Annotated in this window: 26 protein-coding genes, 1 tRNA gene, 1 other RNA gene and 1 pseudogene; 18 read left to right on the top strand and 11 right to left on the bottom strand. The window is 60.7% G+C overall.

Features of this window, described 5'->3' with window-relative positions; all coding sequences use genetic code 11:
• Positions 1–183: 183 nt before the first annotated feature.
• Positions 184–777 (top strand): GTP cyclohydrolase II, encoded by a 594-nt coding sequence (gene ribA, locus PG899_RS17995; protein ID WP_005299914.1) that lies wholly within the window; start codon positions 184–186, stop codon positions 775–777.
• A 77-nt stretch (positions 778–854) separates the two neighbouring features.
• On the opposite strand, the gene cysB is transcribed toward ribA, so the two are convergent.
• The gene (cysB, locus tag PG899_RS17990; RefSeq protein WP_010634254.1) at positions 855–1,829 is read right to left on the bottom strand and encodes an HTH-type transcriptional regulator CysB; all 975 of its coding nucleotides are present in this window, start codon (positions 1,827–1,829) and stop codon (positions 855–857) included.
• Positions 1,830–1,902: 73 nt separating this feature from the next.
• Positions 1,903–2,778: a LysR family transcriptional regulator gene (locus PG899_RS17985; RefSeq protein WP_010634255.1), complete on the bottom strand. Its 876-nt coding sequence runs from the start codon at positions 2,776–2,778 to the stop codon at positions 1,903–1,905.
• 93 nt (positions 2,779–2,871) lie between these two features.
• Here PG899_RS17985 and PG899_RS17980 point away from each other — a divergent pair, with 93 nt between their 5' ends.
• Positions 2,872–4,080: an MFS transporter gene (locus tag PG899_RS17980; protein ID WP_041216310.1), complete on the top strand. Its 1,209-nt coding sequence runs from the start codon at positions 2,872–2,874 to the stop codon at positions 4,078–4,080.
• Between the two features lie 34 nt (positions 4,081–4,114).
• Here the strand turns inward: PG899_RS17980 and PG899_RS17975 are convergent, their stop codons facing one another.
• The 4 genes from PG899_RS17975 to PG899_RS17960 form a co-directional block, all read right to left on the bottom strand.
• Entirely contained in the window at positions 4,115–4,669 is a 555-nt protein-coding gene (locus tag PG899_RS17975; protein ID WP_041216311.1) for a VOC family protein, read from the bottom strand.
• The gene (locus tag PG899_RS17970) at positions 4,663–5,427 is read right to left on the bottom strand and encodes a DNA repair protein (protein ID WP_041216312.1); all 765 of its coding nucleotides are present in this window, start codon (positions 5,425–5,427) and stop codon (positions 4,663–4,665) included. Before PG899_RS17970 ends, PG899_RS17975 begins: the two co-directional genes overlap by 7 nt.
• A 188-nt stretch (positions 5,428–5,615) precedes the next feature.
• A complete protein-coding gene (nfsA, locus tag PG899_RS17965) occupies positions 5,616–6,341 on the bottom strand; it encodes an oxygen-insensitive NADPH nitroreductase (protein WP_190283634.1) in 726 nt (241 codons plus the stop codon).
• 88 nt (positions 6,342–6,429) lie between these two features.
• Positions 6,430–8,367, bottom strand: a complete 1,938-nt coding sequence (locus PG899_RS17960) for a putative bifunctional diguanylate cyclase/phosphodiesterase (RefSeq protein ID WP_041218152.1) — start codon at positions 8,365–8,367, stop codon at positions 6,430–6,432.
• 166 nt (positions 8,368–8,533) lie between these two features.
• On the opposite strand from PG899_RS17960, the gene PG899_RS17955 reads away from it, so the two are divergent.
• From PG899_RS17955 to PG899_RS17940, 4 genes and pseudogenes are all read left to right on the top strand, one after another.
• Positions 8,534–9,235 (top strand): DUF2982 domain-containing protein, encoded by a 702-nt coding sequence (locus PG899_RS17955; RefSeq protein ID WP_041218153.1) that lies wholly within the window; start codon positions 8,534–8,536, stop codon positions 9,233–9,235.
• A 73-nt stretch (positions 9,236–9,308) separates the two neighbouring features.
• A pseudogene (locus tag PG899_RS17950) lies at positions 9,309–10,247 on the top strand (LysR family transcriptional regulator).
• Positions 10,248–10,301: 54 nt separating this feature from the next.
• Positions 10,302–11,336, top strand: coding sequence for a response regulator (locus tag PG899_RS17945; RefSeq protein ID WP_017410192.1), 1,035 nt, complete (start codon positions 10,302–10,304; stop codon positions 11,334–11,336).
• Positions 11,337–11,344: 8 nt separating this feature from the next.
• Complete coding sequence (locus PG899_RS17940; RefSeq protein WP_005346525.1) at positions 11,345–11,776, top strand: PAS domain-containing protein; 432 nt, start codon at positions 11,345–11,347, stop codon at positions 11,774–11,776.
• A 61-nt stretch (positions 11,777–11,837) separates the two neighbouring features.
• Here PG899_RS17940 and ltaE read toward each other — a convergent pair whose 3' ends face one another.
• The 3 genes from ltaE to PG899_RS17925 all read right to left on the bottom strand — a co-directional run bounded on the left by ltaE (position 11,838) and on the right by PG899_RS17925 (position 14,138).
• Positions 11,838–12,857 carry a low-specificity L-threonine aldolase gene (gene ltaE, locus PG899_RS17935; RefSeq protein WP_270697533.1) on the bottom strand — a complete coding sequence of 340 codons (1,020 nt, stop codon included), beginning with the start codon at positions 12,855–12,857 and terminating at the stop codon, positions 11,838–11,840.
• Between the two features lie 90 nt (positions 12,858–12,947).
• Positions 12,948–13,649, bottom strand: coding sequence for an SDR family oxidoreductase (locus PG899_RS17930; protein ID WP_024944062.1), 702 nt, complete (start codon positions 13,647–13,649; stop codon positions 12,948–12,950).
• A gap of 81 nt (positions 13,650–13,730) precedes the next feature.
• A complete protein-coding gene (locus PG899_RS17925) occupies positions 13,731–14,138 on the bottom strand; it encodes a helix-turn-helix domain-containing protein (RefSeq protein WP_011705676.1) in 408 nt (135 codons plus the stop codon).
• A gap of 115 nt (positions 14,139–14,253) precedes the next feature.
• On the opposite strand from PG899_RS17925, the gene PG899_RS17920 reads away from it, so the two are divergent.
• Positions 14,254–15,153, top strand: coding sequence for an aldo/keto reductase (locus PG899_RS17920; RefSeq protein WP_024944063.1), 900 nt, complete (start codon positions 14,254–14,256; stop codon positions 15,151–15,153).
• A gap of 71 nt (positions 15,154–15,224) precedes the next feature.
• Here PG899_RS17920 and PG899_RS17915 read toward each other — a convergent pair whose 3' ends face one another.
• Entirely contained in the window at positions 15,225–15,503 is a 279-nt protein-coding gene (locus PG899_RS17915) for an RNA recognition motif domain-containing protein (RefSeq protein ID WP_026080382.1), read from the bottom strand.
• 219 nt (positions 15,504–15,722) lie between these two features.
• Positions 15,723–16,265, bottom strand: a complete 543-nt coding sequence (locus PG899_RS17910) for a hypothetical protein (RefSeq protein ID WP_024944064.1) — start codon at positions 16,263–16,265, stop codon at positions 15,723–15,725.
• A 178-nt stretch (positions 16,266–16,443) separates the two neighbouring features.
• On the opposite strand from PG899_RS17910, the gene mepA reads away from it, so the two are divergent.
• The 11 genes from mepA (at position 16,444) to nuoC (ending at position 24,862) form a co-directional block, all read left to right on the top strand.
• Positions 16,444–17,208 (top strand): penicillin-insensitive murein endopeptidase, encoded by a 765-nt coding sequence (gene mepA / locus PG899_RS17905; RefSeq protein ID WP_024944065.1) that lies wholly within the window; start codon positions 16,444–16,446, stop codon positions 17,206–17,208.
• A gap of 42 nt (positions 17,209–17,250) precedes the next feature.
• Positions 17,251–17,856 (top strand): LemA family protein, encoded by a 606-nt coding sequence (locus PG899_RS17900; RefSeq protein WP_016350422.1) that lies wholly within the window; start codon positions 17,251–17,253, stop codon positions 17,854–17,856.
• Positions 17,853–18,569, top strand: a complete 717-nt coding sequence (locus tag PG899_RS17895; protein ID WP_024944066.1) for a TPM domain-containing protein — start codon at positions 17,853–17,855, stop codon at positions 18,567–18,569. Before PG899_RS17900 ends, PG899_RS17895 begins: the two co-directional genes overlap by 4 nt.
• A gap of 20 nt (positions 18,570–18,589) precedes the next feature.
• A complete protein-coding gene (locus PG899_RS17890; protein WP_011705669.1) occupies positions 18,590–19,207 on the top strand; it encodes a TPM domain-containing protein in 618 nt (205 codons plus the stop codon).
• Between the two features lie 145 nt (positions 19,208–19,352).
• Positions 19,353–19,440: transfer RNA gene (locus PG899_RS17885), tRNA-Ser, on the top strand.
• Between the two features lie 54 nt (positions 19,441–19,494).
• Positions 19,495–19,623, top strand: a non-coding RNA gene (locus tag PG899_RS17880) — RtT sRNA.
• Between the two features lie 452 nt (positions 19,624–20,075).
• Positions 20,076–20,834: a flagellar motor protein gene (locus PG899_RS17875; RefSeq protein WP_011705668.1), complete on the top strand. Its 759-nt coding sequence runs from the start codon at positions 20,076–20,078 to the stop codon at positions 20,832–20,834.
• Positions 20,812–21,687: a flagellar motor protein MotB gene (locus PG899_RS17870; RefSeq protein WP_011705667.1), complete on the top strand. Its 876-nt coding sequence runs from the start codon at positions 20,812–20,814 to the stop codon at positions 21,685–21,687. The genes PG899_RS17875 and PG899_RS17870 overlap by 23 nt, the downstream gene beginning before the upstream one ends.
• Positions 21,688–21,945: 258 nt before the next feature.
• The gene (locus tag PG899_RS17865) at positions 21,946–22,350 is read left to right on the top strand and encodes an NADH-quinone oxidoreductase subunit A (RefSeq protein WP_016350419.1); all 405 of its coding nucleotides are present in this window, start codon (positions 21,946–21,948) and stop codon (positions 22,348–22,350) included.
• Positions 22,351–22,379: 29 nt separating this feature from the next.
• Positions 22,380–23,054: a NuoB/complex I 20 kDa subunit family protein gene (locus PG899_RS17860; RefSeq protein ID WP_005299840.1), complete on the top strand. Its 675-nt coding sequence runs from the start codon at positions 22,380–22,382 to the stop codon at positions 23,052–23,054.
• A gap of 2 nt (positions 23,055–23,056) precedes the next feature.
• Positions 23,057–24,862 (top strand): NADH-quinone oxidoreductase subunit C/D, encoded by a 1,806-nt coding sequence (gene nuoC / locus PG899_RS17855; RefSeq protein ID WP_011705665.1) that lies wholly within the window; start codon positions 23,057–23,059, stop codon positions 24,860–24,862.
• Positions 24,863–24,892 lie beyond the last annotated feature (30 nt).

The following is a 24,892-nucleotide window of genomic DNA, read 5'->3' as shown; positions in this document are numbered from 1 at the left end:
CCAAATGTGCCGAGCCTGGCAGTCGTCGTGGCACACATTTGCGCAAAACCAGTCGCAACTGTCCTCTTTGTGTACCGCCAGGCAAACCATTAAGTTGTGCAAGGTTTTGTTCTTATGGTTGTTCCGCACAAGGCGCGCTAAACTGGCCGCCCTTTTTTAAGCAGCTGTAGTAAGGAGCAACCTATGAGCAGCGTTACCCTCGTGGCCAAATCCAAGTTGCCGACCCCCTGGGGCACTTTCACGCTGGTAGGCTTTCAGGAAACCGGCACCGGCAAGGATCACGCCGCACTGGTGATGGGCGATATCACGGGTGATGAGCCGGTGCTGGGCCGCATTCACTCCGAGTGCCTGACCGGCGATGCCCTGTTCAGTCTGCGTTGCGACTGCGGCTTCCAGCTGCAGGCTGCATTGGAAAACATCGCCAAGGCCGGCCGCGGCGTCTTGCTGTACGTGCGTCAGGAAGGGCGCGGCATCGGCCTGCTCAACAAGATCCGGGCCTATCATCTGCAGGATCAAGGCGCCGACACCGTCGAGGCCAACGTGGCACTCGGCTTTGCCGCCGACATGCGTGACTACACCATCTGCGCCGACATGCTCAAGCAGCTGGAGGTGAAATCCCTCAAGTTGATGACCAACAACCCGCGCAAGATGAAGGCGATGGAATCCTTCGGTATTCCAGTGGCAGAGCGGGTCCCCCTCCAGGAAGGGCGCAATCCCCACAACGAATTCTACCTCTCGACCAAAGCCAGCAAGCTGGATCACATGTTCAAGAAGTGAGCTCGCCTCGCCGCTCGTCGCCATGAAAAACGCCTCCCATCGGGAGGCGTTTTTTGTTGGTCTAGATCGCCGCGGCGCTAGCGGATGGGCAGCTCGATATCGGCAAACATGGCATCCACGTCGTCGCTGGAGCGCAGGGCGATGGCCCGCTCCACCACGTCCCGGGTCAGATGCGGGGCAAAACGGGTCATGAAGTCATACATGTAGGTACGCAGGAAAGAGCCCTTGCGAAAGCCGATCTTGGTGGTGCTATGGGCAAACAGGTGGCTGGCATCGAGCGCTACCAGATCGGTATCGACCTGGGGATCCAGCGCCATGGTCGCCATCACGCCGATCCCCACCCCCAGCCGGACATAGGTCTTGATCACGTCCGCATCGGTGGCGGTGAAGACGATGTTGGGCTCAAAACCGGCCCGGTTGAAGGCGGTGTCGAGTTCGGAGCGGCCGGTAAAGCCGAACACATAGGTCACCAGCGGGAAGCGGGCGATGTCGGCGATGGAGAGCTTGCCGACCTGGGTCAGCGGGTGGCCCTTGGGCACGATCACGCTGCGGTTCCAGTGGTAGCAGGGCAACATGATGAGATCTTCGTACAGATGCAGCGCCTCGGTGGCGATGGCAAAGTCGGCCTGGCCCTTGACCACTGCTTCGCTGATCTGGGTCGGCGTGCCCTGGTGCATGTGCAGGGAGACTTTGGGAAAGCGCTTGATGAAGCCCTTGATCACGTCAGGCAGCGCATAACGGGCCTGGGTGTGGGTGGTCGCAATGTGGAGCGTGCCCTGCTCGGGGTGAGTGTGCTGACTCGCCACCGACTTGATGCTCTCCACCTTGCCCAGGATCTCGTTGGCAATTTTGATCACGTCCCGGCCAGCCGGGGTGATCTGGGTCAGATGTTTGCCGCTGCGCTCGAAAATCTGGATCCCCAGCTCATCTTCCAGCATGCGCACCTGTTTGCTGATCCCTGGCTGAGAGGTGTAGAGGCTCTCTGCCGTTGCCGACACGTTCAGTCTGTGGTTGGCAACCTCAACGATATAACGCAATTGTTGGAGTTTCATGATGTTAGGCTCTAAAGGCGACTTGAACTAATACTAACAAACTTTTGCCTGATAGCCCTTCCTTCTTGGCCATTTATGGCTGTGCCTGCGCCAGCAAAAAATCCCGCAAGGCGCGGTTCGCCATGGAGAGCGGATCCCCTCGCCGCCACGCCACGCAGAGATCGAGAAAGATCGGGGGGGCAAACGGGATCCCGGTCAGGGCTGGCTCTTCGTCCAGCGCCATTCGCAAGAAGGTAGTCACCGCAAACCCCTGTTTCACCACCGCCTTGAGCAGCGGGATGAGGTTGCTCTCAAAGGCGATGTCGGGCTCGCAGCCCAGCCCCTGGGCCAGCGCTTCCATGTGCTCGCGGTGATAGAAGCCGCGGCGAAACATCGCCAGCTCCTGGCTGAAGAACTCGCTCAGCGACACGCTCCGGGCCTGGCGCAGCGGATGCTCCTCCCCCACCACCATCAACATCTCTTCACGCAGCAGCTGGGCCCCCTCTAGCGCCGGCGGCAGATCGCTGGTGATGAGGATGGCGAGATCCAGCGAGCCGTCCACCATGCGGCTCAATAGCTCGCGAGTGCCTGCCTCCTCCACCCGGATCTTGAGGCCGGGGTAGCGATGCTTGAAGGCCATCAGGATCGGCGGAAAGTAATAGGAGCCCATCATGTAGGGGATGCCGATTCGCACCTCTCCGCGCTCCAGCCCCTTGAGCTCGGCCATCTCGGCCTCGGCCTGATGCATCTGGCGCAGCAGGCGCTCGGCATGGCGGCAAAGCACCTCCCCTTCCGGAGTGAGCCGCACATTGCGATCCTGACGGTCGAACAAGCGCAGCTCGAGCTGCTGCTCCAGCTTGGCGATGGCCATGCTGATGGCGGGCTGCGCCACGTGCAACCCGTTGGCCGCCTTGGTAAAAGAGCCGGCATCCCGCACCGCCAGCAGATAGGTGAGCTGTTTCAGGTCCATATCAATTAAATTTATCAGATGAATAACTTAAATATATTATATTTATATTCTGGCGCGCACTAACCTGCAACAAAGCTGTCAGGACAATTGCATATGATCGAAGTCGGTAGTCGTGAATGGATCCGCGCCACCCTGGCCCTCAGCCTGGGCTCCTTCCTGGTGTTTCTCAATCTCTATCAAACCCACCCGCTGCTGCCGCTGCTGGCCGAGGTGTTCTCCGTCAGCTCGCTGTCGGCTGGCTGGACCCTGGCCGGCTGCACCGCTGGGCTCGCCGTCTCGCTGCTCGTCTGCGCCCGGCTGGCGGATCGCTTCGGCCGGCGCCGGATCATGCTGTGGAGTCTGGCCGGTGCCATCCTGCTCTCCCTGCTCATCAGCCTGGTCAGTCAGTTTGAACAGCTGCTGTTGCTGCGGCTCCTGCAGGGGGTCCTGCTGGCGGGGCTGCCCGCCACCGCCATCGCCTACATGGGGGAAGAGTTCAGCAAGCGGGCCCTGCTCTCCGCCGTCGGGGTCTACATCGCCGCCAACTCGCTGGGGGGTATCGCCGGCCGGGTGGTCGGCGGTCTGCTGGCAGGTTGGTTTGGCGGCTGGCAGCACACCTTTCTCGGCATCGGCCTCATCAGCCTGGCGCTGCTGCCTCTCGTCATCTGGCTGCTGCCGCCCCAAACCCGTTTCGTGCCCGTCATCGCCAAGCCGGGCCAGTTTCGCCAAGCCATCGCCAGCCACCTCGGCAACCCGCTGCTGGTGGGGGCCTACCTCATCGGCGGCCTCAACTTCATGGTGTTTCTGAACCAATACAGCTACCTCACCTTCCTGCTGGCCAGCCCCCCCTTCTCCTTGCCTACCCAGTGGCTCGGCATGCTGTTTCTGACCTATCTGTCGGGGACGGTGGCCTCCTCCCTCAGCGGCCGCTGCGCCCATCGCTGGGGGGCACAGCGCCTGCTGCTGGTCGGCATAGCCCTGATGGCACTCGGCAGCGCCCTGCTGCTGGGTGGCTCGCTCGGCGCCATCCTCTCAGGCCTGCTTATCTCGAGTTTCGGCTTTTTCCTTGCCCACGCCTGCGCCAGCGCCTGGGTCGGCCAGCACGTGGAGCACAACCGGGCGCTCGCCTCGTCGCTCTATCTGGTGGGTTACTATCTGGGGGCCAGTCTGGGGGGGCTATATCTGCATCCCTTCTGGGAGCAGGGGGGACTCGGGGGATTGGTGCTCGGCATCGAGCTGGTACTGGTCATCACGGCAGGGTTGAGCCTCTGGCTCGGCCACTTGAAGGGGCGCCCCGCCCGCCCCCGCATCTGCCATCCCTGATATGAGACGGGGCCAGCCAAGCGGCCCCGTTTCATCAATCCTGGTCGTAGTAGCCGGCAGGCACCGGCACCACGGCGCCGCTTACCAGCTCTTCCTCGATCACCTCGGCCAAGGTGCGCAGATGAAATTTGATCTGCCCAGAGGCCAGCATCACCGCCACGTCAGGATTGCGCTCATCGCGCAGGTTGCCGGTTTTGAAGGGCACCTCGGGATGGGCCGCCAGCAAGGCGTCCAGCGAAGGCACCACCAGTTCGATATGTTCCAGCCCCGCCTGATGGCTGCGACCCGGCTTGGGCGCCGCCAGCTCGATGCAGGGCACGATGCCGTGGGCGTGGGGTACCGGTTGATGCAGGCGGTAGGTGGCAATGGGCCGTCCGCCGATCAGCCCCTCCACCAGCAGGTCACCATGGCTTGCCAATAGAGCCTTCAGGGCCTGGTACTCCGACAGGGTGGCGGCCCGGTAGCAGAGGTGATCAACCTCGATGGCGGCAGGATGGATGGCGAGGGCCTCCAGCTCGGTCAACAGCTGGCAAACAAATGGGGCCATCGGCCCCAGTGTGGTATCGAGTGAGTGCGACATAATCACCATTTCTTCTTGGGTTGGAACAGGACGTCCAGCTCGTCCGCCTCTTTGTCCTTGATGCTTTGCAGCTCTTTCTCGCTGTGCTCCTGCAGGTGGGCATCGAGTCCGGCCAGGCCCTGCCGCATGTCCTCTTCACGGGCCATCAGGTAGGGATCCTTGTCGGTGACGCTGGCCAGGGCCGAAAGCCCCTTGGTGTAGAGCTGCCGGCAGGTGCCGAACTGCCCCTGGATCTGAGCATCCATGGCCCGTTTCACCAGGTTGGCGATGTTGATCTTGAGCTGCATCAGCTCGAGGCGGCGATCCTCCTGGGCAAAGCCCTGCGGATCTATCTTGCCCTTGTTGTGTTCAACCCGCAGCACAGCCCGCATCTTCTTGACCAGCTGCAGCATCTGAATGGCCTGGCGATCCGACTCCGGGGTCTTGAAGTGCCCCTCATCCTGGCTGCTGTAGTTCTCCTGCACGTTCTTGATCTGGGTCTGCACGTCGGCAATGCGCTGCTTGAGCTGGCCGCTCGGCATCACCAGGGTGATGGCGCGATAGGCATCGAGGATCCGGTGCTGCAACAGCAACACTATGTTCTTGGAGAAGGGCACCAGGTTGACGTTGAGCAGCATCTCTTCGGTTTCATCCACCACCGACTTGTGGCGGGCGATGGCGTGACGCTTGTCGGCCTCTGCCTTCTGCTTATATTGCTGCACCACGTTATAGGCGATGACCAGAAACAGGAGTGCGCCAATAGACAGCAATACCAAGGTTAAAATCATAGGAAGTCCAAACTCCTGTCCCAATCCAATTGCGTGATCCTACAACAGCTTACCTAGTTAAGGTAGTCCGCAGCGCGGAGCTTGCCCCCGATTTGTTGTGCCCAGACGGGCAGGAGCACAAGGGAAAGCCAGGATCACGCGGCGCTGGCGACACCGCCATTACCCCTTAGTATCGCCCATCGGGCCCATTACTTGAGGTTGAACCCCCTGGATCGCAGGAAATCCTGCATGAAGGGGCGCGCCTCCTTGCCCAGGATGCCCCGGATCTGGCCGCTCCAGCTCTGCTGCTTGTTGCTGCTGCTGCGGGACTGGTAGTAAGCCTCAATCTGCTGGTCGTAGCCGGCAAGCAGATCGCGATCCAGTTCGGTCTGATAGCGATTTTCATGCACCACCAGGGCCCGAGGCAGGCGGGGTTTCTGTTCGGGTGCCTGGGCGGGATGGCCGAGGCAAAGGCCGAACAGCGGGATCACCTGATGTGGCAGCCCCACCGCCTCGCTCACGGCGGCCGGATTGTTGCGGATCCCGCCGATATAGACGCCGCCAAGACCCATGGACTGGGCTGCCAGCAAAGCATTCTGGGCCATCAGGGCACCGTCGATGGCGCCGATCAGCAGCTGCTCCACAAAGCCGGTCTGGGCATCCGGCACCACTTCGCAGTGGCGATGGTAGTCGGCGCAAAAGAGCAGGAACTCGGCGGCCTGGGCCACATAGGCCTGGTGTCCCGCCAGTTCGGCCAGTCGGCTGCGCAGTGCCTTGTCGGTCACCCGGATGATGCTGTTGGCCTGCAAAAAGCTGGAGCTGGAAGCGGCCTGGGCCGCGCTCAGGATCTGGTCGAGCTGAATGTCGGTGATGGGCTCGGCGGTGAATTGACGAATGGAGCGATGGGCGAGAATAAGGTCGAGAGTCGGGTTCATGTTGCCTCCAGAGACGAAGTCCACACTCTACCCAAAAACAGCGAGGGGCCCAAGGCCCCTCGCATTAGCAGCGCCGCAGAGTAATGCGCTAGCCTGCCAGCGGATAGCGGCCGGCCTTGCAGCTGACCATGAACTGGCTCTCTTCCACCTGCGCCACCGTCATCGGCTTGCTGAACAGGAACCCCTGAAACACGTGGCAGCCCTGGGTGCGCAGGGCGGCGAGCTCGTGCTCGTCCTCCACCCCTTCGGCCATGATGCCGAGACCCAGGCTGGTGGCCATGGCGACGGTGGCGCGGATCACCGGCAGGTTGAGGCCCACCACGAAGGAGCGATCCAGCTTGATGGTGTCGATGGGCAGCCGGTTGAGATAGGCCAGCGACGAGTAGCCGGTACCGAAGTCGTCGATGGCAATCTTGATCCCCTGCGCACTCAGGGCGTCGAGGATCTCGATGCACCCCTTCATGTCCAGCATCAATACCGTCTCGGTCAGCTCCAGCGTCAACAGGCTGGCTGCCACCCCGAACTCCTTGAGCTGCTGGGCCACCAGTTCAGGCAGGGCGGAAGAGAGCTGGAAGCCGGAGAGATTGACCGACACCGGCACATTTACCCGCCACTCCCGTTGCCAGTGAGCCATCTGGGCCAGCGCCGTCGACAGCACCCAGCTGCCTATCTCGCGGATCAGCCCCATCTCTTCCGCCAGCGGGATGAACTCCACCGGCGAGACGTGGCCCAGCACGGGGTTGTGCCAGCGCAGCAGCGCCTCGTAGCCGAGCAGCTTGCCCTGTGCTACATCCACCTGAGGCTGGTAGCAGAGGCTCAGCTCCCCCCGCCCGATGGCCTTGGCCAGGAACTGCTTCAGGGTCAGCTTGCGATGCAGTGTCTGCTGCATGCTGGGAGTGAAGCGCTGCCAGCGCAGGCGGCCCATCTGCTTGGCCTGGTACATGGCCATGTCGGCGCGGGTGATGAGGTTATCGCCGTCGTCCGCATCGTCCGGATAGATGGCGATGCCGATGCTGCCGCCGATGGTCACCTCGGGCACGCCGCTCAGCTGCAGCGGCTTGGTCATCTGGGAGAGCATGAGGTCGGCCACCTCCTGCGCCCGATCGCTCGAGTGGCTGAGCGGCACCAGGGCGGTGAATTCGTCGCCACCGAGCCGGGCCAGCTCCACATCGCGCGGACAGATCTGCTTGAGCCGACCGGCAACCCGCTCCAGCAGCCGATCACCGGCCTTGTGGCCATAGTTGTCGTTGACCAGCTTGAAGTTGTCCAAGTCCATGAACACCAGCGCAAAACGCCCGCCCAGCCCGCAATAGGCCTCCAGCGATTTCATCAAACCATAGCGGTTAAGCAGGCCGGTCAGCGAGTCGTGCCACGCCAGGTGGCGGTGTTCCAGCTCTTCCAGTTTGCGGTCGGTGATGTCGCGCATGGTGAGCAGGATCTGGGCCCCCTGCTGAATGTGGCGAAACTGGTACTGAAACCAGCGCATCCCCTTGAGGGTGCGGCACTCCCCCTCAGCCACCACTTCATCGAGGCGGGAGAGCTTCTGGTAGAAAGCCTCGTCATTGCCGGAGAAGAGCTGGGAGAGGTAGCGGATCTGGTTGCCGAAACACATGTCAAAATGGTGGTTGCCGCTCTCCAGCTGGCCCTGATTGTCAAACAGACAGGCCAGGGTATCGCCGGTGGCGAGCGAGGACTCCTGATAGAGGGTATCGGCGTCGATCACCGCCTCGGTCATCATCATCAGCCGACCCGCCAGCTGGATGCCGGAGAGGCGCAGGTAGATCTGCTTTTTCACGCCCTTGGGGGAAAGGGTCCACCACTCGCTGTAGCTGCGCCCCTGCTGGAAATCCCCGAGGTAGCGCTGCAACAGCAGATCGATGGCCTGTGCCATGTCGGCCGAGAAATCGCGCGATTGCAGCTCGCCCAGCGAGCTCGCTTCCCACACGCTCAAGGCGGCGCGATTGGCCCAATAGATGTGGTGATGCCGGATGTCATAAACCCAGATTGGGGTATGCAGCACATCCATCCCGTTCAATAACCGTTCGTCTAGCGTATTCATCTAATATGGTGATTCATGATGTGTGATCACAGGGAAACCCAGCGACGGAGGGCCCTCCCGGGCACCCGGTGCTGGTACAAAATCGGATCCAGCCCATAATGTGAAACAAGCATGCGCAAAGGGCTGACTTCATATGAAAACGCTACATGTGAAACCCATGGTCAGAAAAAACGGACTCACGTTGGTATTGTTGGGCATCATAGTAACCATTGCTATGATTTTTATACTTTTTTTATTCGGTGAACAACCACTAATCCCCCTCGTCTCCGGCCTGCTGGCGGGTCTGATGATGATATTTATCGGTTCATTGAAGCTGATTGAACCCCACTTCAGTCTCTCGCTCTGTCACGATTGTCTGCAATATCACCATAAATACGGCGGTTGGATCCTGAAATGGAGAAATATTCAGCGAATCGACCAGCCGCGCATTCATCTGGGCTGGGATCTGGTCCCCCTGCCCTATATCGGTTTGAAAATAAAAGATTACGACGATTTTTTGACATTGATCACACCCAGATTGGCAGTACGCCTGCTTACCGAGCAACGCAGCGTCTTGCTGCAGGCTCTGCGTAGCGAACAACCGGCCTGCAGCAGCGGGGGTTGTGCCTGTGCCTTTCAGGGCGAGGGATTGCTGGAGGAGAGCCATTTTCGCTCTCCCTCCGGTCAGCGCTATGAGGGGGTGATCGCCATGCTGGCTAACCGCATGACCCGGCTGCGCGAGCTGCTCGGCTACGATCTGCTGGTGCCGGACAACAGCCTTGACCGGGATCCGGTCGAATTTGTCCGGCTGTTGCACCAGTACCAGCGGGAGTCGAATCTAATCCAGATCAATTAAACGCCGGATTGAGCTTGCCAAGGCGGGCGCCTCTTCTTAAGGTCACTGGCTTGTTACACCCAGAACACCGCTTATGAAGTACATCGAAGAGTTCTATCTGTTCGTCAAGGTGGTGCAAGAGGGAGGCTTCTCCCACGCGGCTGCCGCACTGGGCATGCCAACCGGCACCATCAGTCGACGTATTTCTCAGCTGGAAGAGCAGCTCGGCTGCTCCTTGCTACACAGATCCACCCGCAAACTCCGCCTCACCGACGAAGGGCTGCGCTACTACGAGCGCCTGTGCACCCCGTTGGCCGCAATCGAGCAGGCCACTGGCGAGATCCAGGGCAAAGAGGCCGACATCAACGGGGTGATCCGTCTGGCGGCCCCCATCGCCCTCTCCAACACCATCCTGGTCGACATGCTGGCGGACTTTGGCCTGCACTACCCAGAAGTGTAGTTCGACATTACCCAGACCAACGACCACCAGCATCTGTTCGACAACGACCGGGATCTGGTGTTCTTCAACGGCGAGCTGCCGCAATCCTTGCCCAACGCACTCTGCCTTGGCCACATCGAATACGGCCTGTTTGCCTCCCCGCTCTATCTGGAGAAGATGGGCACACCGGCGCATCCCGCCCAGCTGGAAGAGCACGCGCTGATCTACTGCTGGCCACACCAGCACTGGCAGTTGACCGATCGGGACGAGCAGACGGTACAGATCAAGCGCACCGCCAAACTGACCGTCAACCAGACCCAGGCTGCCGTCCGGGCGGCCAGGCGCCACCTGGGGATCGTCAATGCCCCGCTCCACTACGTGCATCCCTTCCTGCAGGATGAACAGCTGGTCCCGGTGCTGCCCGATTGGAAAACCGGCAACCGACCCTTCTATATGTTGCGCTGCCAGCCTCAGTTTGCCCCGCTGCGTGTTAAGATGTTCGCTGAATTTGTTGAAAAATATTCAGCGCGCTACCGGAATCGCCAATGGGACAATCAATTTTCACCGGCGACCAGCCTGTCCCATTGCATCTGACCGTTGGCGGGCCACACTTATAGCAATCCTCGTTGACCAGGCCAGCCTAACACTATGAATGTATTGATATGTGATGACTCAGGATTCGCCCGTAAACAGCTGGCCCGCGCCCTTCCCGCCGACTGGGACGTGACGCTGCATTACGCCGCCAACGGGCTGGAAGGGATAGAGCAGGTGCTGATGGGTCATGGGGATCTGATCTTTCTCGACCTGACCATGCCGGAAATGGATGGCTACGGCGTGCTGGAGACCCTCCAGCGGGAGGGGCTGCGCAACAAGGTCTTCGTGGTCTCCGGCGATATCCAGCCGGAAGCCTATCAGCGGGTGATGGGGCTGGGAGCGCTGGATTTCATCAAGAAACCCGCCGCACCGGAAACCCTCAGCGCCCTGCTGAAACAGCATGATCTGTGGCAGGCCAAAGGTGCCGCCACTGCACATGACATCCGGCCCGCTGGCCAGAGTGTCAGTGATGTCGGCAGTCTGGATACCGGCATCAAGATCAGCCCCGAGGTACGTGACGTCTATCAGGAACTCGCCAACGTCTCCATGGGCCAGGCTGCCGACCTGCTGGCCCGCCTGCTCAACGCCTTCGTGGTGCTGCCCATTCCCAACGTCAACGTGCTGGAAGTGTCCGAGCTACACATGGCCCTCTCGGCCGCTGCCGACTCGGATACTCTCTCCGCCGTCTGTCAGGGCTTCATCGGCGCCGGTATCGCCGGCGAGGCGCTGATCCTGTTCCACGACTCCAGCTTCAAGGATCTGGCCCGGCTGATGAACCATCAGGGCGTGCTCGATCGCAACGCCGAGCTGGAGCTCTTGATGGATACCGCCAACGTGCTGATCGGCGCCTTTTTGCGCGGTTATGCCAGCCAGCTCGATACCCCCTTCAGTCAGGGCCATCCTGTGGTACTTGGCCAGCACAGGCCCATCAACGAGCTCATCAACACCAACAAGAGCCGCTGGCGCCGCACCCTGGCCATCGAGATCAACTACCGGGTCCAGGATTACGCGGTGCAGTGCGATCTGCTGCTGCTGTTTACCGAAGATTCCATCGCCACCATGAACAACAAAATCATGCACATGCTCTAGGAGTGACCATGGAAATCCGTGAATTTCATTGGCTGATGAACATAGTCCAGAACCTGGACGTGGGGCTGGTGGTGCTCGACAAGGAGTACAAGGTGCAGGTGTGGAACGGCTTCATGGAGAGCCACAGCGGCCGGTTGGCCGGCGAGGTGCGCGATGGCGTGCTGTTCGAGCTCTTCCCCGACGTGGATCGGGCCTGGTTCGAGCGCAAGGCCAACATGGTGTTCAAGCTCAACAACCGTGCCTTCAGCACTTGGGAGCAGAAACCCTATCTGTTGCGTTTTTCCAACTACCGCCCGATCACCGGCTCAGCCCCCCACATGTTCCAGAACCTGACCCTGGTGCCGCTGGCCGATTTTGGCGGTCAGGTGACTCACATTGCGGTCATGATCTATGACGCCACCGACGAGGCCATGCTGATGAGCGGCCAGCGCCAGGCGTGACCCGCTTTCTTCTCAAAAAATAAAACAGGGCGCCTTGGCGCCCTGTTTTATTGAGTGAACCTTAACGTGCGGCAAGGTACTCGGTGAAGGCATCAATCACCTCGTCGATGTCGTCATCGGTGATCTGCAGGTGAGTCACCAGCCGCATCTCGCCGTAACCGGAGAAGAGGATCCCTCGCTCCTTCATGAACGCGATCAGCGCCTCGGCGTCCCCTTTCACCAGCCGCAAAAATACCATGTTGGTCTGCGCCAGCGCGAGATCCAGCTCAATGCCGGGCAATGCGGCCAACCCTTCGGCCAGCCGTCTGGCACGGCGGTGATCGTCCGCCAACCGGGCCACATGCTGATCGAGGGCAAACAGACCGGCCTGAGCCAGGATCCCCGCCTGGCGCATGCCACCACCCAGCATCTTGCGCAGCCGTCTGGCGCGGGCGATGAAGGGGCGAGAACCCACCAGCAGCGACCCTACCGGTGCTCCCAGCCCCTTGGAGAGGCAGATGGAAATGCTGTCAAAGGGGGCGGCCAGCTCGTCTACCCCATGGCCGCTCGCCACGGCGGCGTTGAACAAACGGGCACCATCCAGATGCAGTCGCAACCCGCGTTCGTCGACGAATTTGCGCATCGCCTGCAGGTAGTGAAGAGGCAGCACCTTGCCGTTATGGGTGTTTTCCAGGCAGACCAGCCGAGTCTGCACAAAATGGGCATCATCAGGGGCGATCGCCGCGGCGACATCGGCCACTGCCAGCGAACCGTCGGCCTGCATGGGCACCGCCTGCAGCGCAACCGAGCCCAGCACGGCGCTCCCCTGCGCCTCATAGCGATAGATGTGGGCCGCCTGACCCACGATGGCGCCCTCCCCCCGCTGACAGTGGCTCATCACCGCCAGCAGATTGGACATGGTGCCCGAGGGGACAAACAGTGCGGCCTCCTTGCCAAGCAGCTCGGCCCCGCGGGCCTCAAGTGCATTGACGCCGGGATCTTCCCCGTAGACATCATCCCCCACCTCGGCATGCAGCATGCTCTGACGCATGGCATCCGTAGGCTGGGTGACCGTATCACTTCGTAAATCGATATAGCGCATGACATCCCTCCTGAAGCAGGAGGATGACGTTAGCCAGCAGGAGCTGGCTTGGCAAGCGGGCCGTTTCCGGAATGTGAAGCTGGTGACGGCTTACCAGGGCAGCGGCTGCCCCTGCAGGTCGAGGAAACCGCCGGACTGGGCCGGCGACAATTGGTTGATGAGATCAAGCAGACGCGGCGCCACCAGCGCCGGATCCTGCAAGGTCTCGGCCGCCAGTTCATCGAGGAAGGGTTGATTCATGGGGGTGGCCATCAGCCCCGGATGCACGGTGACAACCCCGGCAGCGGGGAAGCGCTCCCGCCACTCGTGGGCCAGCGTTCTTGCCCCCATGTTGAGTGCCGCCTTGCTCATCCGGTAGCTGTAACGACTGCCCGTCTCGTTGGCGCCAAGACTGCCGGCCAGATCGGAAAGAGAGCAAAGCCAGAGGCGGGCATCCGGCGTCATCCGGCGGCTCAGGCAGGCGGCCAGAGCCAGCTGCGGCCAGGCGTTGGCCAGCAGGCTGTCGCACAGCCACCTGGGGTTGACCTCCTCCACCCGCCGCTCCGGCATGAAGTTGATGTCGTGCAGCAGGCCGATGGTGTTGATCACCACGCTCGGCAACGGCGCCGTGTCATAGAGGGTGAACAGGGCATCGAAGGAAAGCACATCCACCTCCTGCAACGGAAAATAGCAGACGGGATCCACGCCCTTGGGCAGCTGCCTGCCGGCCAGCACCAGCTCCTCGCCACGGGCGGATAGCTCATGTGCCAGCGCCGTGCCCAATCCGCCGCTGCCCAAGATCAGATAGCCCATCTCCCTCTCCCCACTGCCCTCATCTGCTTTAGAGGGTATCAGAATAATCCCCGGCCGTTGCCCGGCCATCCCTATCCAGGCTCACGCCTCATGCAGGTGTTTGCCAAATTCGCGCGCCCGCGCCAGATCCAGAAATCCATCAGCCTGCTTGTGGCTGCGCAAGAACTGGTAGTAAGCGAGCAGGGTAACCAGCTCGTCTTCTGCGGGCAGGCGCTGCTGCGGCAACTGTTCCTGCAACAGGGTGCCGGCAGCGCTCAGCGCTTCTCGGTCCACTACCTCCGCCTGCCGATAAAGGTAGCCGCAGCCGGTGGCGAGCCACTCCAGCGAGCAGTTGGCGGCCATGGCAATCTGGTTGGCCTTGCCAAGGCCGGGTTCGGCTCCTTTCAGATATTTACGGATCAGGGCCTCACTCAACCCCACCTTGCGGGCAAAGGCACTGATGCTGCCCGTCCCGATCAGGCTCTGCAAGCGCTCGGCAAAACCGTCCATTTCCTTCTCCTTCAGAACCAAAGTTCGAATTAACAAAAGCCGCATTATTGCCTTGCCAGCCAGAAGAGACCAAGATGCTGGCAGCATTTTTTCCCTTATCCGCCAAGGAGCCACCATGTCCGTATCCCGCCTCTCTCTGCATCCACAGGGCCCGACCTTCTCTCGCCTCATCATGGGTTACTGGCGTCTGATGGAGTGGCAACTCTCTCCGAACGCCCTGCTGGATCTGATGAAGTACCACCTGGATCTGGGGGTCACCACCATCGATCACGCCGACATCTATGGTGGCTACCAGTGCGAAGAGGCCTTCGGCAACGCCCTGCGCCTTGACCCCTCTCTGCGCAGCCGGATGGAGATCGTCAGCAAGTGCGGCATCGCCCTCACCGCCAAGCCGGAACACGCGCTGAATCACTACAACACCGGCAAGGCGCACATCATCGCCAGTGCCGAGACCTCCTTGCAAAAGCTCGCCACCGACCATCTGGATCTGCTGCTGATCCACCGCCCGGATCCCCTGATGGATGCAGACGAAGTGGCCGATGCCTTCATTACCCTCAAGCAGGCGGGCAAGATCAAGCATGCCGGGGTATCCAACTTCACCCCTCGTCAGTTCGAGCTGCTGCAGTCGCGCCTGCCCTTCCCGCTGGTCACCAACCAGCTGGAGATCTCGCCGCTCAACCAGAGCACCACTCTGGACGGCACCCTGGACCAATGCCAGCAACTGCGCATCAAGCCGATGGCCTGGTCCTGCCTCGGTGGCGGGCGCCTGTTCCAGGCCCCCGAATATGCCCCGCTGCGCGCCGAGCTCGAGCAGATCCGCCAGGAAGTGGGTGCCGAGCAGATCGAACAGGTGGTCTACGCCTGGGTCATGATGCTGCCAAGCCAGCCGCTGCCGCTGATAGGCTCCGGCAAGCGGGAGCGGATCGCCGCCGCCGTGGCCGCTGAATCCATCATCCTCAATCGCCAGCAGTGGTTCCGTATCCGCAAGGCGGCGCTCGGCTACGACGTCCCCTGATTCATCCGGCAAACGCCAGAAACAAAAACGGCATGGGGGAAACCCATGCCGTTTTGCGTTATCGAGGCAGCTCAGCGATGGCGCTGGGGGCGACCACGTGGTGCATCTGTCTTCGGCTTGGCCTGGTTGACTGTGATGGTACGGCCACCGATTTCGGTGCCATGCAAACCGGCGATGGCCTTTTCAGCCTCGCCATTGACAGGCATTTCAATGAAGCCAAACCCCTTGGACTGACCGGTATCGCGATCGATGATGATATCGACCTTGTCTACCTGCCCAAATTGGCTGAACACGGTTGTCAGTTCGTCGGCCGTCATCCGGTACGACAGATTACCTACGTAAATCTTCATGCCATCCACTCTCGATTCAAGGTGCCTTCTCTATCCAATCACCAACACAAAGGTAAGGGCACAACCCCCATGCCGGACCTGCCAGGGCATCATGCCTGGGCACTCCCCCGTACGGTTCACTCAAGTCATTGATCTCTTGGGTGAACAGAACGAGCAAGATCAATTCGAGTCACTGGCAGTATCTGAGCTTTAGGGAAGATTGTCGAGAAAATAGTCAGCTCATATGGGGAGCAGGGCATCCAACAGCACCTGTAGCGTGCGTCGACCATGCCAGGCGCGCTTAAAGCCAAAGCGATAGATGCCGGGCGCCACGACATGGGCGCCTTCCCGACTCAACCCCATCAGCGTGGTGGCGGTCGCCAGCTGCTCATCGTTCAGCGCCAGATCCAGGCTGAAGGCCAGCCACTGACCATCGTGGCCCACCTTGCGATCCCGCTCGACCCCGACCAGTACCGATCTTGGCAGGGCCTGTGCCCGATCACTGCTGCCATTGAGCAGGTAAAGGTGCGTCTCGTCCCAGGCCAGCTCCGCCAGCCGCCAGCGCTGCCAGCTGCGAGGCAGTATCATCATCAGCAGCACTATGCCGCCAAACACCAGCCCCACCCAGGGCAGCAGACCCATGTGTGGATAACCCAGACCGACGGCAGCCAGCACGGTGAAAAGGCTCGCCAGCAACAGCACCACCATCACCGGATAGAAACGACGAGCAGGGGGCATCAGCCAGACCAGTCCCTCTTTGTTCACCAGCTCACTGACCTTCATTATTCTCTTCTCCTCTTGCCTGTGCGTTTACACGCCCTGGATGCGCCAATTTTGGCGCGCATTGTGCGCGAGCCCGACACCGGGATGCAACCGGGCTCGCTCATCGGGTGACGGCCTCACCGGACTCTTGGTATCATTCTCTTCATCTGAGCCCATTCGCATGCTTGTCGGGAGTCTCATGCTTGCCACCACCCTGCTCTTCATGGCCAGTACCTTTCTTGCCGAACCTCATCCCCGCCAGGCTGAAGCGATTGGCGGCTACTCCGCCGGCTGCCTCAAGAACGGAGTAGCGCTGCCGCTGACCGGCCCCGGCTATCAGGTGATCCGCACCAAGCGACTGCGCTACTACGGCCACCCCGAGCTCATCGCCTACCTGACCACCCTGGCCAACCAGACCCGCATGGCCGGCATGCCGGACCTCTATATCGCCGATCTCGCCATGGCCCACGGTGGCCCCTTCACCTCCGGTCACCGCAGCCACCAGACCGGCCTCGACGCCGACATCTGGTTTCGCATGGCCAACCAGCCCATCTCAACATGGGAGCAGGATGCCCCCAAGGAGTGGGCCCTGATCGATGAGCCCAGCTACCGGGTACTGCCCGGGCGCTTCGGCCCCCAGCAGCTAAACCTGCTGCGCCTGGCAGCCAGCAAACCCGAGGTCGCCCGCATCTTCATCAACCCGGTGCTCAAGGCCGAGGTATGCAAACGGGCGCCTGATGAACCCTGGGTCGGCAAGCTGCGCCCCTGGGTCGGCCACTTCAGCCACTTTCATGTGCGTCTGCGCTGCCCGGCCGGCAGCCCGGATTGCCAGCCTCAGGCGCCGATCCCGCCCGGCAACGGCTGCGGCGCCGAGCTGGCCTCCTGGCTCAAAGACAAGCCGCAACTGCCCAAGGTTTCGATGGCTTACCACAAACCCAGACTGCCCGCCCGTTGTGGCGGTTGACCACAAGCTGGTATGGTGAGCCGTTATCTGCAAAAAATGTCAATGGAGAACAACAAGATGGCCACTTCACTCTGGCAGAGGGCAACCCAGTCCCTGTTGGTTATGACCCTGCTGCTGGGCCTGACCGGTTGCGGCATGAACAATATTCCGACCCTGGATGAGCAGGTCAAGGCGAGCTGGGGCCAGGTCGAGAACCAGTATCAGCGACGCGCCGATCTGGTCCCCAATCTGGTGGCCACCGTCAAGGGCTACGCCAGCCACGAGCAGGAGACCCTCAAGGCGGTGACCGATGCCAGAGCCCGGGTGGGCAGCCTGCAGGTCAGTGATCCCGCCCAGCTCAAGGAGTTTGAAGCGGCCCAGAACCAGCTCTCCGGCGCCCTCTCCCGGCTGATGGTGGTGGTCGAGCGCTACCCGGAGCTCAAAGCGGATCAGCAGTTCCTCACCCTGCAGGCCCAGCTGGAAGGCACCGAAAACCGTATCTCGGTGGCCCGGCGCGACTACATAGAAGCGGTACGCCAGTTCAATACCGAGATCCGCACCTTCCCCGGCGTCATCTGGTCCAAGCTGCTCTACTCGGATCTGGAGGCCAAACCCACGTTCAGCGCCAAGCCAGGTGCCGATGAGGCGCCCAAGGTCAGCTTCCAATGAAGCGCGTGATCCGTGCCCTGTTGTCCTGCCTGCTGGTGTGGACAACGGTGGTGTCCGCCGCCCCCACCTTCCCCGCCTTGAGTGGACGAGTGGTGGACGAGGCCAACCTGATGTCCCGCAAGCAGGCCCACCAGCTCACCCAGCAGCTGGCGGCATTCGAGAAGCGCAGCGGCATCCAGCTGGTGGTAGTCTCCATCGACACGCTAGCGGGCGACACCATCGAAGAGTACGGCTATCAGCTCGGCCGTCACTGGGGCATCGGCCAGAAGGGCAAGGACAACGGGGTGCTGCTGCTGATCGCCCAGGATGAGCGCAAGGTGCGCATCGAGGTGGGTTACGGGCTGGAAGGTGCCCTGCCCGATGCCATCGCCGCCAACATCATCCAGACCCGGATCCTACCCGCGTTCAAACGCGGCGACATGGTGGCCGGGGTGGTCGCCGGCAGCCAGGCGATCATGCAGGCACTGGCGGGCGAGTACAAACCGGTGGACAACGCCAGCAAGGATAAGCTGGGCGGGCCCTGGCTGTTCATCCTGATGGTGATAGTGATGATCGTGCTGCACAACCTGCGTGGCGGTGGTGGTGGCGGCAGGGGTGGCCGACGCCGCGCCGCTTACCTCGCCGGTGGCTTCGGTGGCGGCTTTGGTGGTGGCGGCGGTTTCAGCGGAGGGGGCGGCAGTTTCGGCGGCGGCGGTGCCTCCGGTGGTTGGTAACAGGGATTAAGAGACGACACATGATTTCGAAACAGTTCTTTCACACGCTGCAGGCCAGGGTCAAACAGGCGGAGCAGGCAACCGATGCCGAGCTGGTGACCGTACTGGCCCCCGCCAGCGACGGCTATCGCTATATTCCCACCCTGTGGGCGGCGCTGCTGGCCATGCTCACCCCGCTGCTGGTATTCGAGCTCGGTTTCTGGCTCGGCTGGTACGAGATCCTGCTGGTGCAATGGTCGGTCTGGCTGGTGCTGAGCATCCTGTTCCACTGGACCCCCATCAAGATGTACCTGATCCCCAAACAGGTTCGCCAGCACAGGGCAGCCCTGATGGCACGCCTGCAGTTCGTCGAACAGGGGTTGCATCGTACCCAGGATAGGCTGGGTGTGCTGATCTTCGTCTCGGTGGCCGAGCACTACGTGGAGATCCTGGTGGATGACGGCATCGCCCAGCACATCGACAACGGTCAGTGGCAGGAGATCATCGATGACTTCACCCGCCGGGTACGCAACAAGGAGGTGGAGCAGGGTTTCCTCGAGTGCATCGAGCGGACCAGCGCCATTCTGACCGACGCCTTCCCCGCCACCCGCGACCAGAACGAGCTGCCGGACAGCCTGATCATCCTCCCTAAGCCCTGAGCGGGTTTAAAAAACCGGCATTCTGTTCAAGGGATAGGCGTTCTATAAAGATTATGAAAAATAAGGGGAAAAGTGGTTGACCCAGGCAGCCCTTTCCCCTAAATTACGCCCCGTTCCAGCGCAACGGCGCTGTGAGCGAAAATTTGGTGAGGTGTCCGAGTGGCTGAAGGAGCACGCCTGGAAAGTGTGTATACGGCAACGTATCGAGGGTTCGAATCCCTCCCTCACCGCCAAATTTAAAGAACCGACCCGATGGTCGGTTTTTTGCTTCTGGGAGCACAGCAAATCTGATGCCCACAGAGGGAGGGTGAGAACCCTCGCCGGGTTCGAGCAGAGCAGCTTGCTGCGATGAACGGCCGCAGGCCGCCCCGAAGGGGTGAGCCACGCAGTGGCGAATCATCCCTCCCTCACCGCCAAATTTTAAAGAACCGACCTGATGGTCGGTTTTTTGCTTTTCGGGTTTTCAGATGCGTGATTCTCGTTAAAGAAAGCAGCAGCCTCGCCGGGTGCAAGCAACGTTGCCTTCGGTGATGGACGGCTTACTGCCACACCCAAGGAAAAACCACACGGACTGAAGCATCCCATCCCCACAATCCAATCTAAGAAAACCGGCTCAATACCCGGTTTTTTGCCTTCCAACATTTGCAATCTGATCTGCCCAGGCCCTCTTCCCGTCAAAGTCCCGCGACGGCCCCTCCCCTTTTCGGTAAAACGCCCTGCGTGGCCCGGCTGCTTGCCACCCGGGAAAGAAATCTGTCCATCGAGGTCAAGGCACTCACTTTATTGCTCATCGATTGGATATCATTTTGAAAAACTGATACTTAAATAGCTACACTAGCCATTATCAATATTCAGGGATGTATAAAAAATGAGCTTAATCGGCCTGGTCCTGGCATTGATCGCCATCCTGGGCGGCAACATGATCGAGGGTGGACATCCCAGCGCCCTGCTCGATCTGCCCGCCTTCCTCATCGTGATCGGAGGTACCATAGGTGCCGCCTTGACCCAGTTCCCCTTCTCCGTTGTCGGCAGCACTCTCAAGCGTTTCAAGTGGCTGCTGGCCCCCCTCAAACTCGACATGCAGCAGCAGGCCGAACTGCTGGAAAACCTGGCCGGCAATGCCAGACGCAGCGGCATGCTGGCCCTCGAAGGCATGATCGACGAGATCAAGGATCCCTTCTTGCAAAAAGGGGTGCAGATGATGGTCGACGGCTACGAGAAGACCAAGATCCACGAGGTGCTGGAGAACGAGATCGAGTTCGAGCAAGAAGATCTCGAGCAGACCGTCAAATTCTATGAAGCCATGGGTGGCTACTGCCCGACCATGGGGATCGTGGGGGCGGTGTTTGGCCTGATCCACGCCATGGGCCTGCTGGATGCCCCTGACAAGCTGGGGGGCGCCATCGCGGTGGCCTTTATCGCCACCATCTACGGGGTATCGGCCGCCAACCTGATCTTCCTGCCCTTCGGCAACCGTTACAAAGGGTTTGCCCATCAGATCCGCCACTACAAGGAGATGACCCTGACCGGTATCCTCTGCATCGTGGATGGCGAATCCCAGCAACGCCTGCAAGTCACCCTCGAACCCTACCTCGGAGGCCACGGTGGCAAAAAAGAAAAAGGCTGAAGCGCCGGAGAACCACGAACGCTGGCTGGTCTCCTATGCCGACTTCATGACATTGCTGTTCGCCCTGTTCGTGGTGCTCTACTCCTTTGCCATGGCCAAGCAGTCTGAAACCCGGGTGTTGATCCAGGGCTTCATCGAATCGCTGGGCAAAATTGGCCTCATCTCCCCTGCCGCGGGCTCCCCCGTGATGCAGGGCGGTACCGGCATCCTGGAACCCGAGTCCAAGACCACTCCCAGCAGCCCGAAGAAAGAGACGGTATTGGAGAAGGATGCCCCCATGGCCGCCTCGGACCCCTTCAACGAGACCATAGGTGCCTCGGAAAAGCCGAGCGCAACGGAGTCATGGCCTCACAAGACCAAGGAGCAGGAGTGGGTGCAGGTCACCAAGAAGAAGCTCGAGCAGCAGCTCAAGGCACAGATTGAATCCAAGGATCTGGAGGTGGAACAACTGGGCAGCCAGCTGGTGATCCGCATCGGCGAGAAGGCGCTGTTCCCGGCCGACTCCGCCTTCCTGCAGCCCCAGTTCATCCCGCTGGTCAACAAGATCTCCGGCATTCTGGCTGACATTCCGGGCAAGGTGGTGGTCACCGGCCACACCGACAACTCCCAGGCTCCGGTAGAGCTCTATCGCAGCAACTGGGAACTGTCGGTATTACGATCCGCCTCCATCGTGCACACATTGCTGACCAACCCCAAACTCGATGCCACCCGGGTCATCGCCCAGGGGGTAGCAGATGCCCAGCCACGCTATCCCAATGACACACCCGAACATCGTCAGGCCAACCGCCGGGTCGAGATCACCCTCTCCCAGGGCAAGGCAGCCGAAGAGGCGCTACCCATCCTCAAACCCTGATCGAGCAGACCCCGCCTGGCGGGGTCTCTCCTTTCACGATTAGTTTATTTTTCAAACGATCCCGCCATTTCCGCCACACCCTAAAAGCGATTGAAAATGATTCTCAAATAGGAACATTGACTCCGCTAGCAAAATACGATTTTCCTCCCGCTGATTAATAATTAATCCTTTGAAATGACATGTAAATCAGTACGAAAGTGGCATAATACGTAACATCCTTGTTAAGTCGCGTGATTAATTCGGTTAGGGAAAACTCCTATGTTTGCTGATATTGCTGTCCAGCATTGGGCTTTTGCTGTCTATGTAGTTGGGGCCATCTGCATCTGCCTGACCATGATCGGCCTTGCCGCCCTGCTGGGTGGTCGAGCCTATGGTCGTGCCAAGAACAAACCCTTCGAATCTGGCGTCGATTCGGTGGGCAATGCCCGTCTACGCTTCTCCGCCAAGTTCTATCTGGTTGCCATGTTCTTCGTCATCTTCGACGTCGAGGCACTCTACCTCTTCGCCTGGTCCGTCTCCGTTCGGGAAAGCGGCTGGGTCGGTTTCATCGAAGCCACCATCTTTATCTCCCTGCTGCTGGTAGGACTCGTCTACCTGTGGCGCATTGGCGCCCTCGACTGGGCACCGAAAAAGCGCGTTCTGACCGACAAGAAGCCAGACTGAATTACTGATTATCCCTTTGAGGTTGCACCATGAAGTACACCCTGACCCGGATCGACCCAGATGCGCCCGTTGAGCGCTACCCCCAGGAACAGCGCCAGACCGTCGAGGATCCCCTGGCTCAAGAGGCCTCACGCGGCATCATGATCGGGCGCCTCGAAGAGGTGCTGCAAGACACGGTCAACTGGGGCCGCAAGAACTCCCTATGGCCTTACAACTTCGGTATCTCCTGCTGCTACGTAGAGATGTGTACCGCCTTCACCTCCCCCCATGATGTGGCCCGCTTCGGTGCCGAAGTCATTCGTGCCTCACCGCGCCAAGCCGATTTCATGGTGATCGCCGGCACCCCTTTCATCAAGATGGCCCCCGTCATCCAGCGTCTTTATGAACAGCTGCTCGAACCCAAGTGGGTTATTTCCATGGGTGCCTGTGCCAACTCCGGCGGCATGTACGACATCTACTCGGTCGTTCAAGGCGTCGACAAGTTCCTGCCGGTCGACGTCTATATTCCGGGTTGTCCGCCCCGTCCCGAGGCATTCCTGCAGGCGCTGATGCTGCTGCAGGACTCCATCGGCAAGGAGCGCCGTCCGCTCTCCTGGGTCGTTGGCGATCAGGGCATCTATCGTCCCCAAATGCCTGCCGAGAAGGACCGCAAGCGTGGCGAGCGGATCAACGTCACCAACCTGCGCACGCCGGATGAGATCTGACCATGAAACTGACTCGAGAATTCCCCAGCAACTACGCCATGGCCCAGTGGCAACCGAGTGATCACAAAGACGCTCAGGTGATCGGCGAGCTGTTCGCCCATTTCGGTGCCGAACGTTTCACCATCCAGAATACCCGTACCGGCGTGCCGGTGGTCTGGCTCTCCCGCGAGCTGCTGCTGGATGTCATGGGCTTCCTGCGCAAGCTCCCCTCCCCGTTCGTGATGCTATTCGATCTCAGCGCCACCGACGAGCGGATGCGCAGCCATCGCCACGATCTGCCCGACAGCGACTTCACCGTCTTCTATCACCTCATTTCCATCGATCGCAACGCCGACCTGATGTTGAAGGTGCCGCTCAAGGAGGGGGATCTGACGCTGCCCACCGTCAGCCGCCACTTCCCCAACGCCAACTGGTATGAACGGGAAGTGTGGGATCTGATGGGCATCAATTTCGATGGTCACCCCCACCTGACCCGCATCATGATGCCCAAGAGCTGGCAGGGTCACCCGCTGCGCAAGGATTATCCAGCGCGCGCCACCGAATTTGATCCCTTCATGCTCGATGCGGTCAAACAGGATCAGGAGCAGGACAACCTGCTGTTCAAACCGGAAGAGTGGGGCATGGCCCGTGGCAACGAGAACGAGGACTACATGTTCTTGAACCTCGGCCCCAACCACCCCTCCGCGCACGGCGCCTTCCGCCTGGTGCTGCAGCTCGATGGCGAAGAGATCCGCGACTGCGTGCCCGACATCGGTTATCACCACCGCGGTGCAGAGAAGATGGGCGAGCGCCAGTCCTGGCACAGCTACATCCCCTACACCGACCGGGTCGAGTACTTAGGCGGGGTGATGAACAACCTGCCTTACGTGCTGGCGGTCGAGAAGCTGGCCGGCATCAAGGTGCCACAGCGGGTCGACATGATCCGGGTGATGCTGGCTGAGCTGTTCCGCATCCAGAGTCATCTGCTGTTCATCGGTACCTATATCCAGGACGTGGGTGCCATGACCCCGGTCTTCTTCACCTTCACCGACCGGCAGCGGATTTACACCATCATCGAGGCCATCACCGGCGCCCGCATGCATCCGGCCTGGTTCCGCATCGGCGGCGTGGCCCACGATCTGCCCGTCGGCTGGCAGCGGCTGGTGCAAGACAACCTGCTGAGCTGGCTGCCCAAGCGACTGATGGACTATGAGAAGGCCGCCATGCGCAACAGCATACTGCGTGGCCGCACCATCGGCGTCGCCGCCTACAATACCGAACAGGCGCTGGCCTGGGGCACCACGGGCGGCGGTCTGCGCGCCACCGGCCTCAACTTCGACGTGCGCAAGTGGCGCCCCTACTCCGGCTACGATCAGTTCGAATTCGAAGTGCCGGTCGGCGCCAACGGCGATGCCTACGATCGCGCCCTGGTGCGCATCGAGGAGGTGCGCCAGAGCATGCGCATCATAGAGCAGTGCATGAAGAACATGCCGGAGGGGCCGTTCAAGGCGGATCACCCGCTCACCACACCACCGCCCAAAGAGCGCACCCTGCAGGACATCGAGACCCTGATCACCCACTTCCTGCAAGTGTCGTGGGGCCCGGTCATGCCGGCCGCCGAGTCCTTCCAGATGATCGAGGCGACCAAGGGGATCAACAGTTATTACCTGACCAGCGATGGCTCCACCATGAGCTACCGGACCCGGATCCGCACCCCGAGCTTTGCTCACCTGCAACAGATCCCCTCGGTGATCCGTGGCCAGATGGTGTCGGACCTCATCGTCTATCTGGGCAGTATCGATTTCGTTATGTCGGATGTGGACCGTTGAGTAACGGCTGTTACCAAGACCCGTTACACG

Source organism: Aeromonas sp. QDB39 (genome assembly GCF_027707585.1).
GTDB classification, from domain to species: Bacteria; Pseudomonadota; Gammaproteobacteria; order Enterobacterales; family Aeromonadaceae; genus Aeromonas; species Aeromonas hydrophila.
This window is presented reverse-complemented; position numbering and strand designations above follow the sequence as displayed.

What these genes read in the sequence shown, in the direction of transcription:
- PG899_RS17970 (WP_041216312.1), bottom strand. Translation starts at nt 5,427, where the DNA reads ATGATTTTAACCTTGGTATTGCTGTCTATTGGCGCACTCCTGTTTCTG.
- cysB (WP_010634254.1), bottom strand. Translation starts at nt 1,829, where the DNA reads ATGAAACTCCAACAATTGCGTTATATCGTTGAGGTTGCCAACCACAGA.
- PG899_RS17930 (WP_024944062.1), bottom strand. Translation starts at nt 13,649, where the DNA reads ATGGGCTATCTGATCTTGGGCAGCGGCGGATTGGGCACGGCGCTGGCA.
- PG899_RS17915 (WP_026080382.1), bottom strand. Translation starts at nt 15,503, where the DNA reads ATGAAGATTTACGTAGGTAATCTGTCGTACCGGATGACGGCCGACGAA.
- PG899_RS17875 (WP_011705668.1), top strand. Translation starts at nt 20,076, where the DNA reads ATGAGCTTAATCGGCCTGGTCCTGGCATTGATCGCCATCCTGGGCGGC.
- PG899_RS17925 (WP_011705676.1), bottom strand. Translation starts at nt 14,138, where the DNA reads ATGGACGGTTTTGCCGAGCGCTTGCAGAGCCTGATCGGGACGGGCAGC.
- PG899_RS17955 (WP_041218153.1), top strand. Translation starts at nt 8,534, where the DNA reads ATGAAAACGCTACATGTGAAACCCATGGTCAGAAAAAACGGACTCACG.
- PG899_RS17895 (WP_024944066.1), top strand. Translation starts at nt 17,853, where the DNA reads ATGAAGCGCGTGATCCGTGCCCTGTTGTCCTGCCTGCTGGTGTGGACA.
- PG899_RS17945 (WP_017410192.1), top strand. Translation starts at nt 10,302, where the DNA reads ATGAATGTATTGATATGTGATGACTCAGGATTCGCCCGTAAACAGCTG.
- PG899_RS17980 (WP_041216310.1), top strand. Translation starts at nt 2,872, where the DNA reads ATGATCGAAGTCGGTAGTCGTGAATGGATCCGCGCCACCCTGGCCCTC.
- PG899_RS17920 (WP_024944063.1), top strand. Translation starts at nt 14,254, where the DNA reads ATGTCCGTATCCCGCCTCTCTCTGCATCCACAGGGCCCGACCTTCTCT.
- PG899_RS17975 (WP_041216311.1), bottom strand. Translation starts at nt 4,669, where the DNA reads ATGGTGATTATGTCGCACTCACTCGATACCACACTGGGGCCGATGGCC.
- PG899_RS17890 (WP_011705669.1), top strand. Translation starts at nt 18,590, where the DNA reads ATGATTTCGAAACAGTTCTTTCACACGCTGCAGGCCAGGGTCAAACAG.
- PG899_RS17985 (WP_010634255.1), bottom strand. Translation starts at nt 2,778, where the DNA reads ATGGACCTGAAACAGCTCACCTATCTGCTGGCGGTGCGGGATGCCGGC.
- nuoC (WP_011705665.1), top strand. Translation starts at nt 23,057, where the DNA reads ATGAAACTGACTCGAGAATTCCCCAGCAACTACGCCATGGCCCAGTGG.
- nfsA (WP_190283634.1), bottom strand. Translation starts at nt 6,341, where the DNA reads ATGAACCCGACTCTCGACCTTATTCTCGCCCATCGCTCCATTCGTCAA.
- PG899_RS17940 (WP_005346525.1), top strand. Translation starts at nt 11,345, where the DNA reads ATGGAAATCCGTGAATTTCATTGGCTGATGAACATAGTCCAGAACCTG.
- PG899_RS17910 (WP_024944064.1), bottom strand. Translation starts at nt 16,265, where the DNA reads ATGAAGGTCAGTGAGCTGGTGAACAAAGAGGGACTGGTCTGGCTGATG.
- PG899_RS17960 (WP_041218152.1), bottom strand. Translation starts at nt 8,367, where the DNA reads ATGGATGTGCTGCATACCCCAATCTGGGTTTATGACATCCGGCATCAC.
- mepA (WP_024944065.1), top strand. Translation starts at nt 16,444, where the DNA reads ATGCTTGCCACCACCCTGCTCTTCATGGCCAGTACCTTTCTTGCCGAA.
- PG899_RS17860 (WP_005299840.1), top strand. Translation starts at nt 22,380, where the DNA reads ATGAAGTACACCCTGACCCGGATCGACCCAGATGCGCCCGTTGAGCGC.
- PG899_RS17865 (WP_016350419.1), top strand. Translation starts at nt 21,946, where the DNA reads ATGTTTGCTGATATTGCTGTCCAGCATTGGGCTTTTGCTGTCTATGTA.
- PG899_RS17900 (WP_016350422.1), top strand. Translation starts at nt 17,251, where the DNA reads ATGGAGAACAACAAGATGGCCACTTCACTCTGGCAGAGGGCAACCCAG.
- ltaE (WP_270697533.1), bottom strand. Translation starts at nt 12,857, where the DNA reads ATGCGCTATATCGATTTACGAAGTGATACGGTCACCCAGCCTACGGAT.
- ribA (WP_005299914.1), top strand. Translation starts at nt 184, where the DNA reads ATGAGCAGCGTTACCCTCGTGGCCAAATCCAAGTTGCCGACCCCCTGG.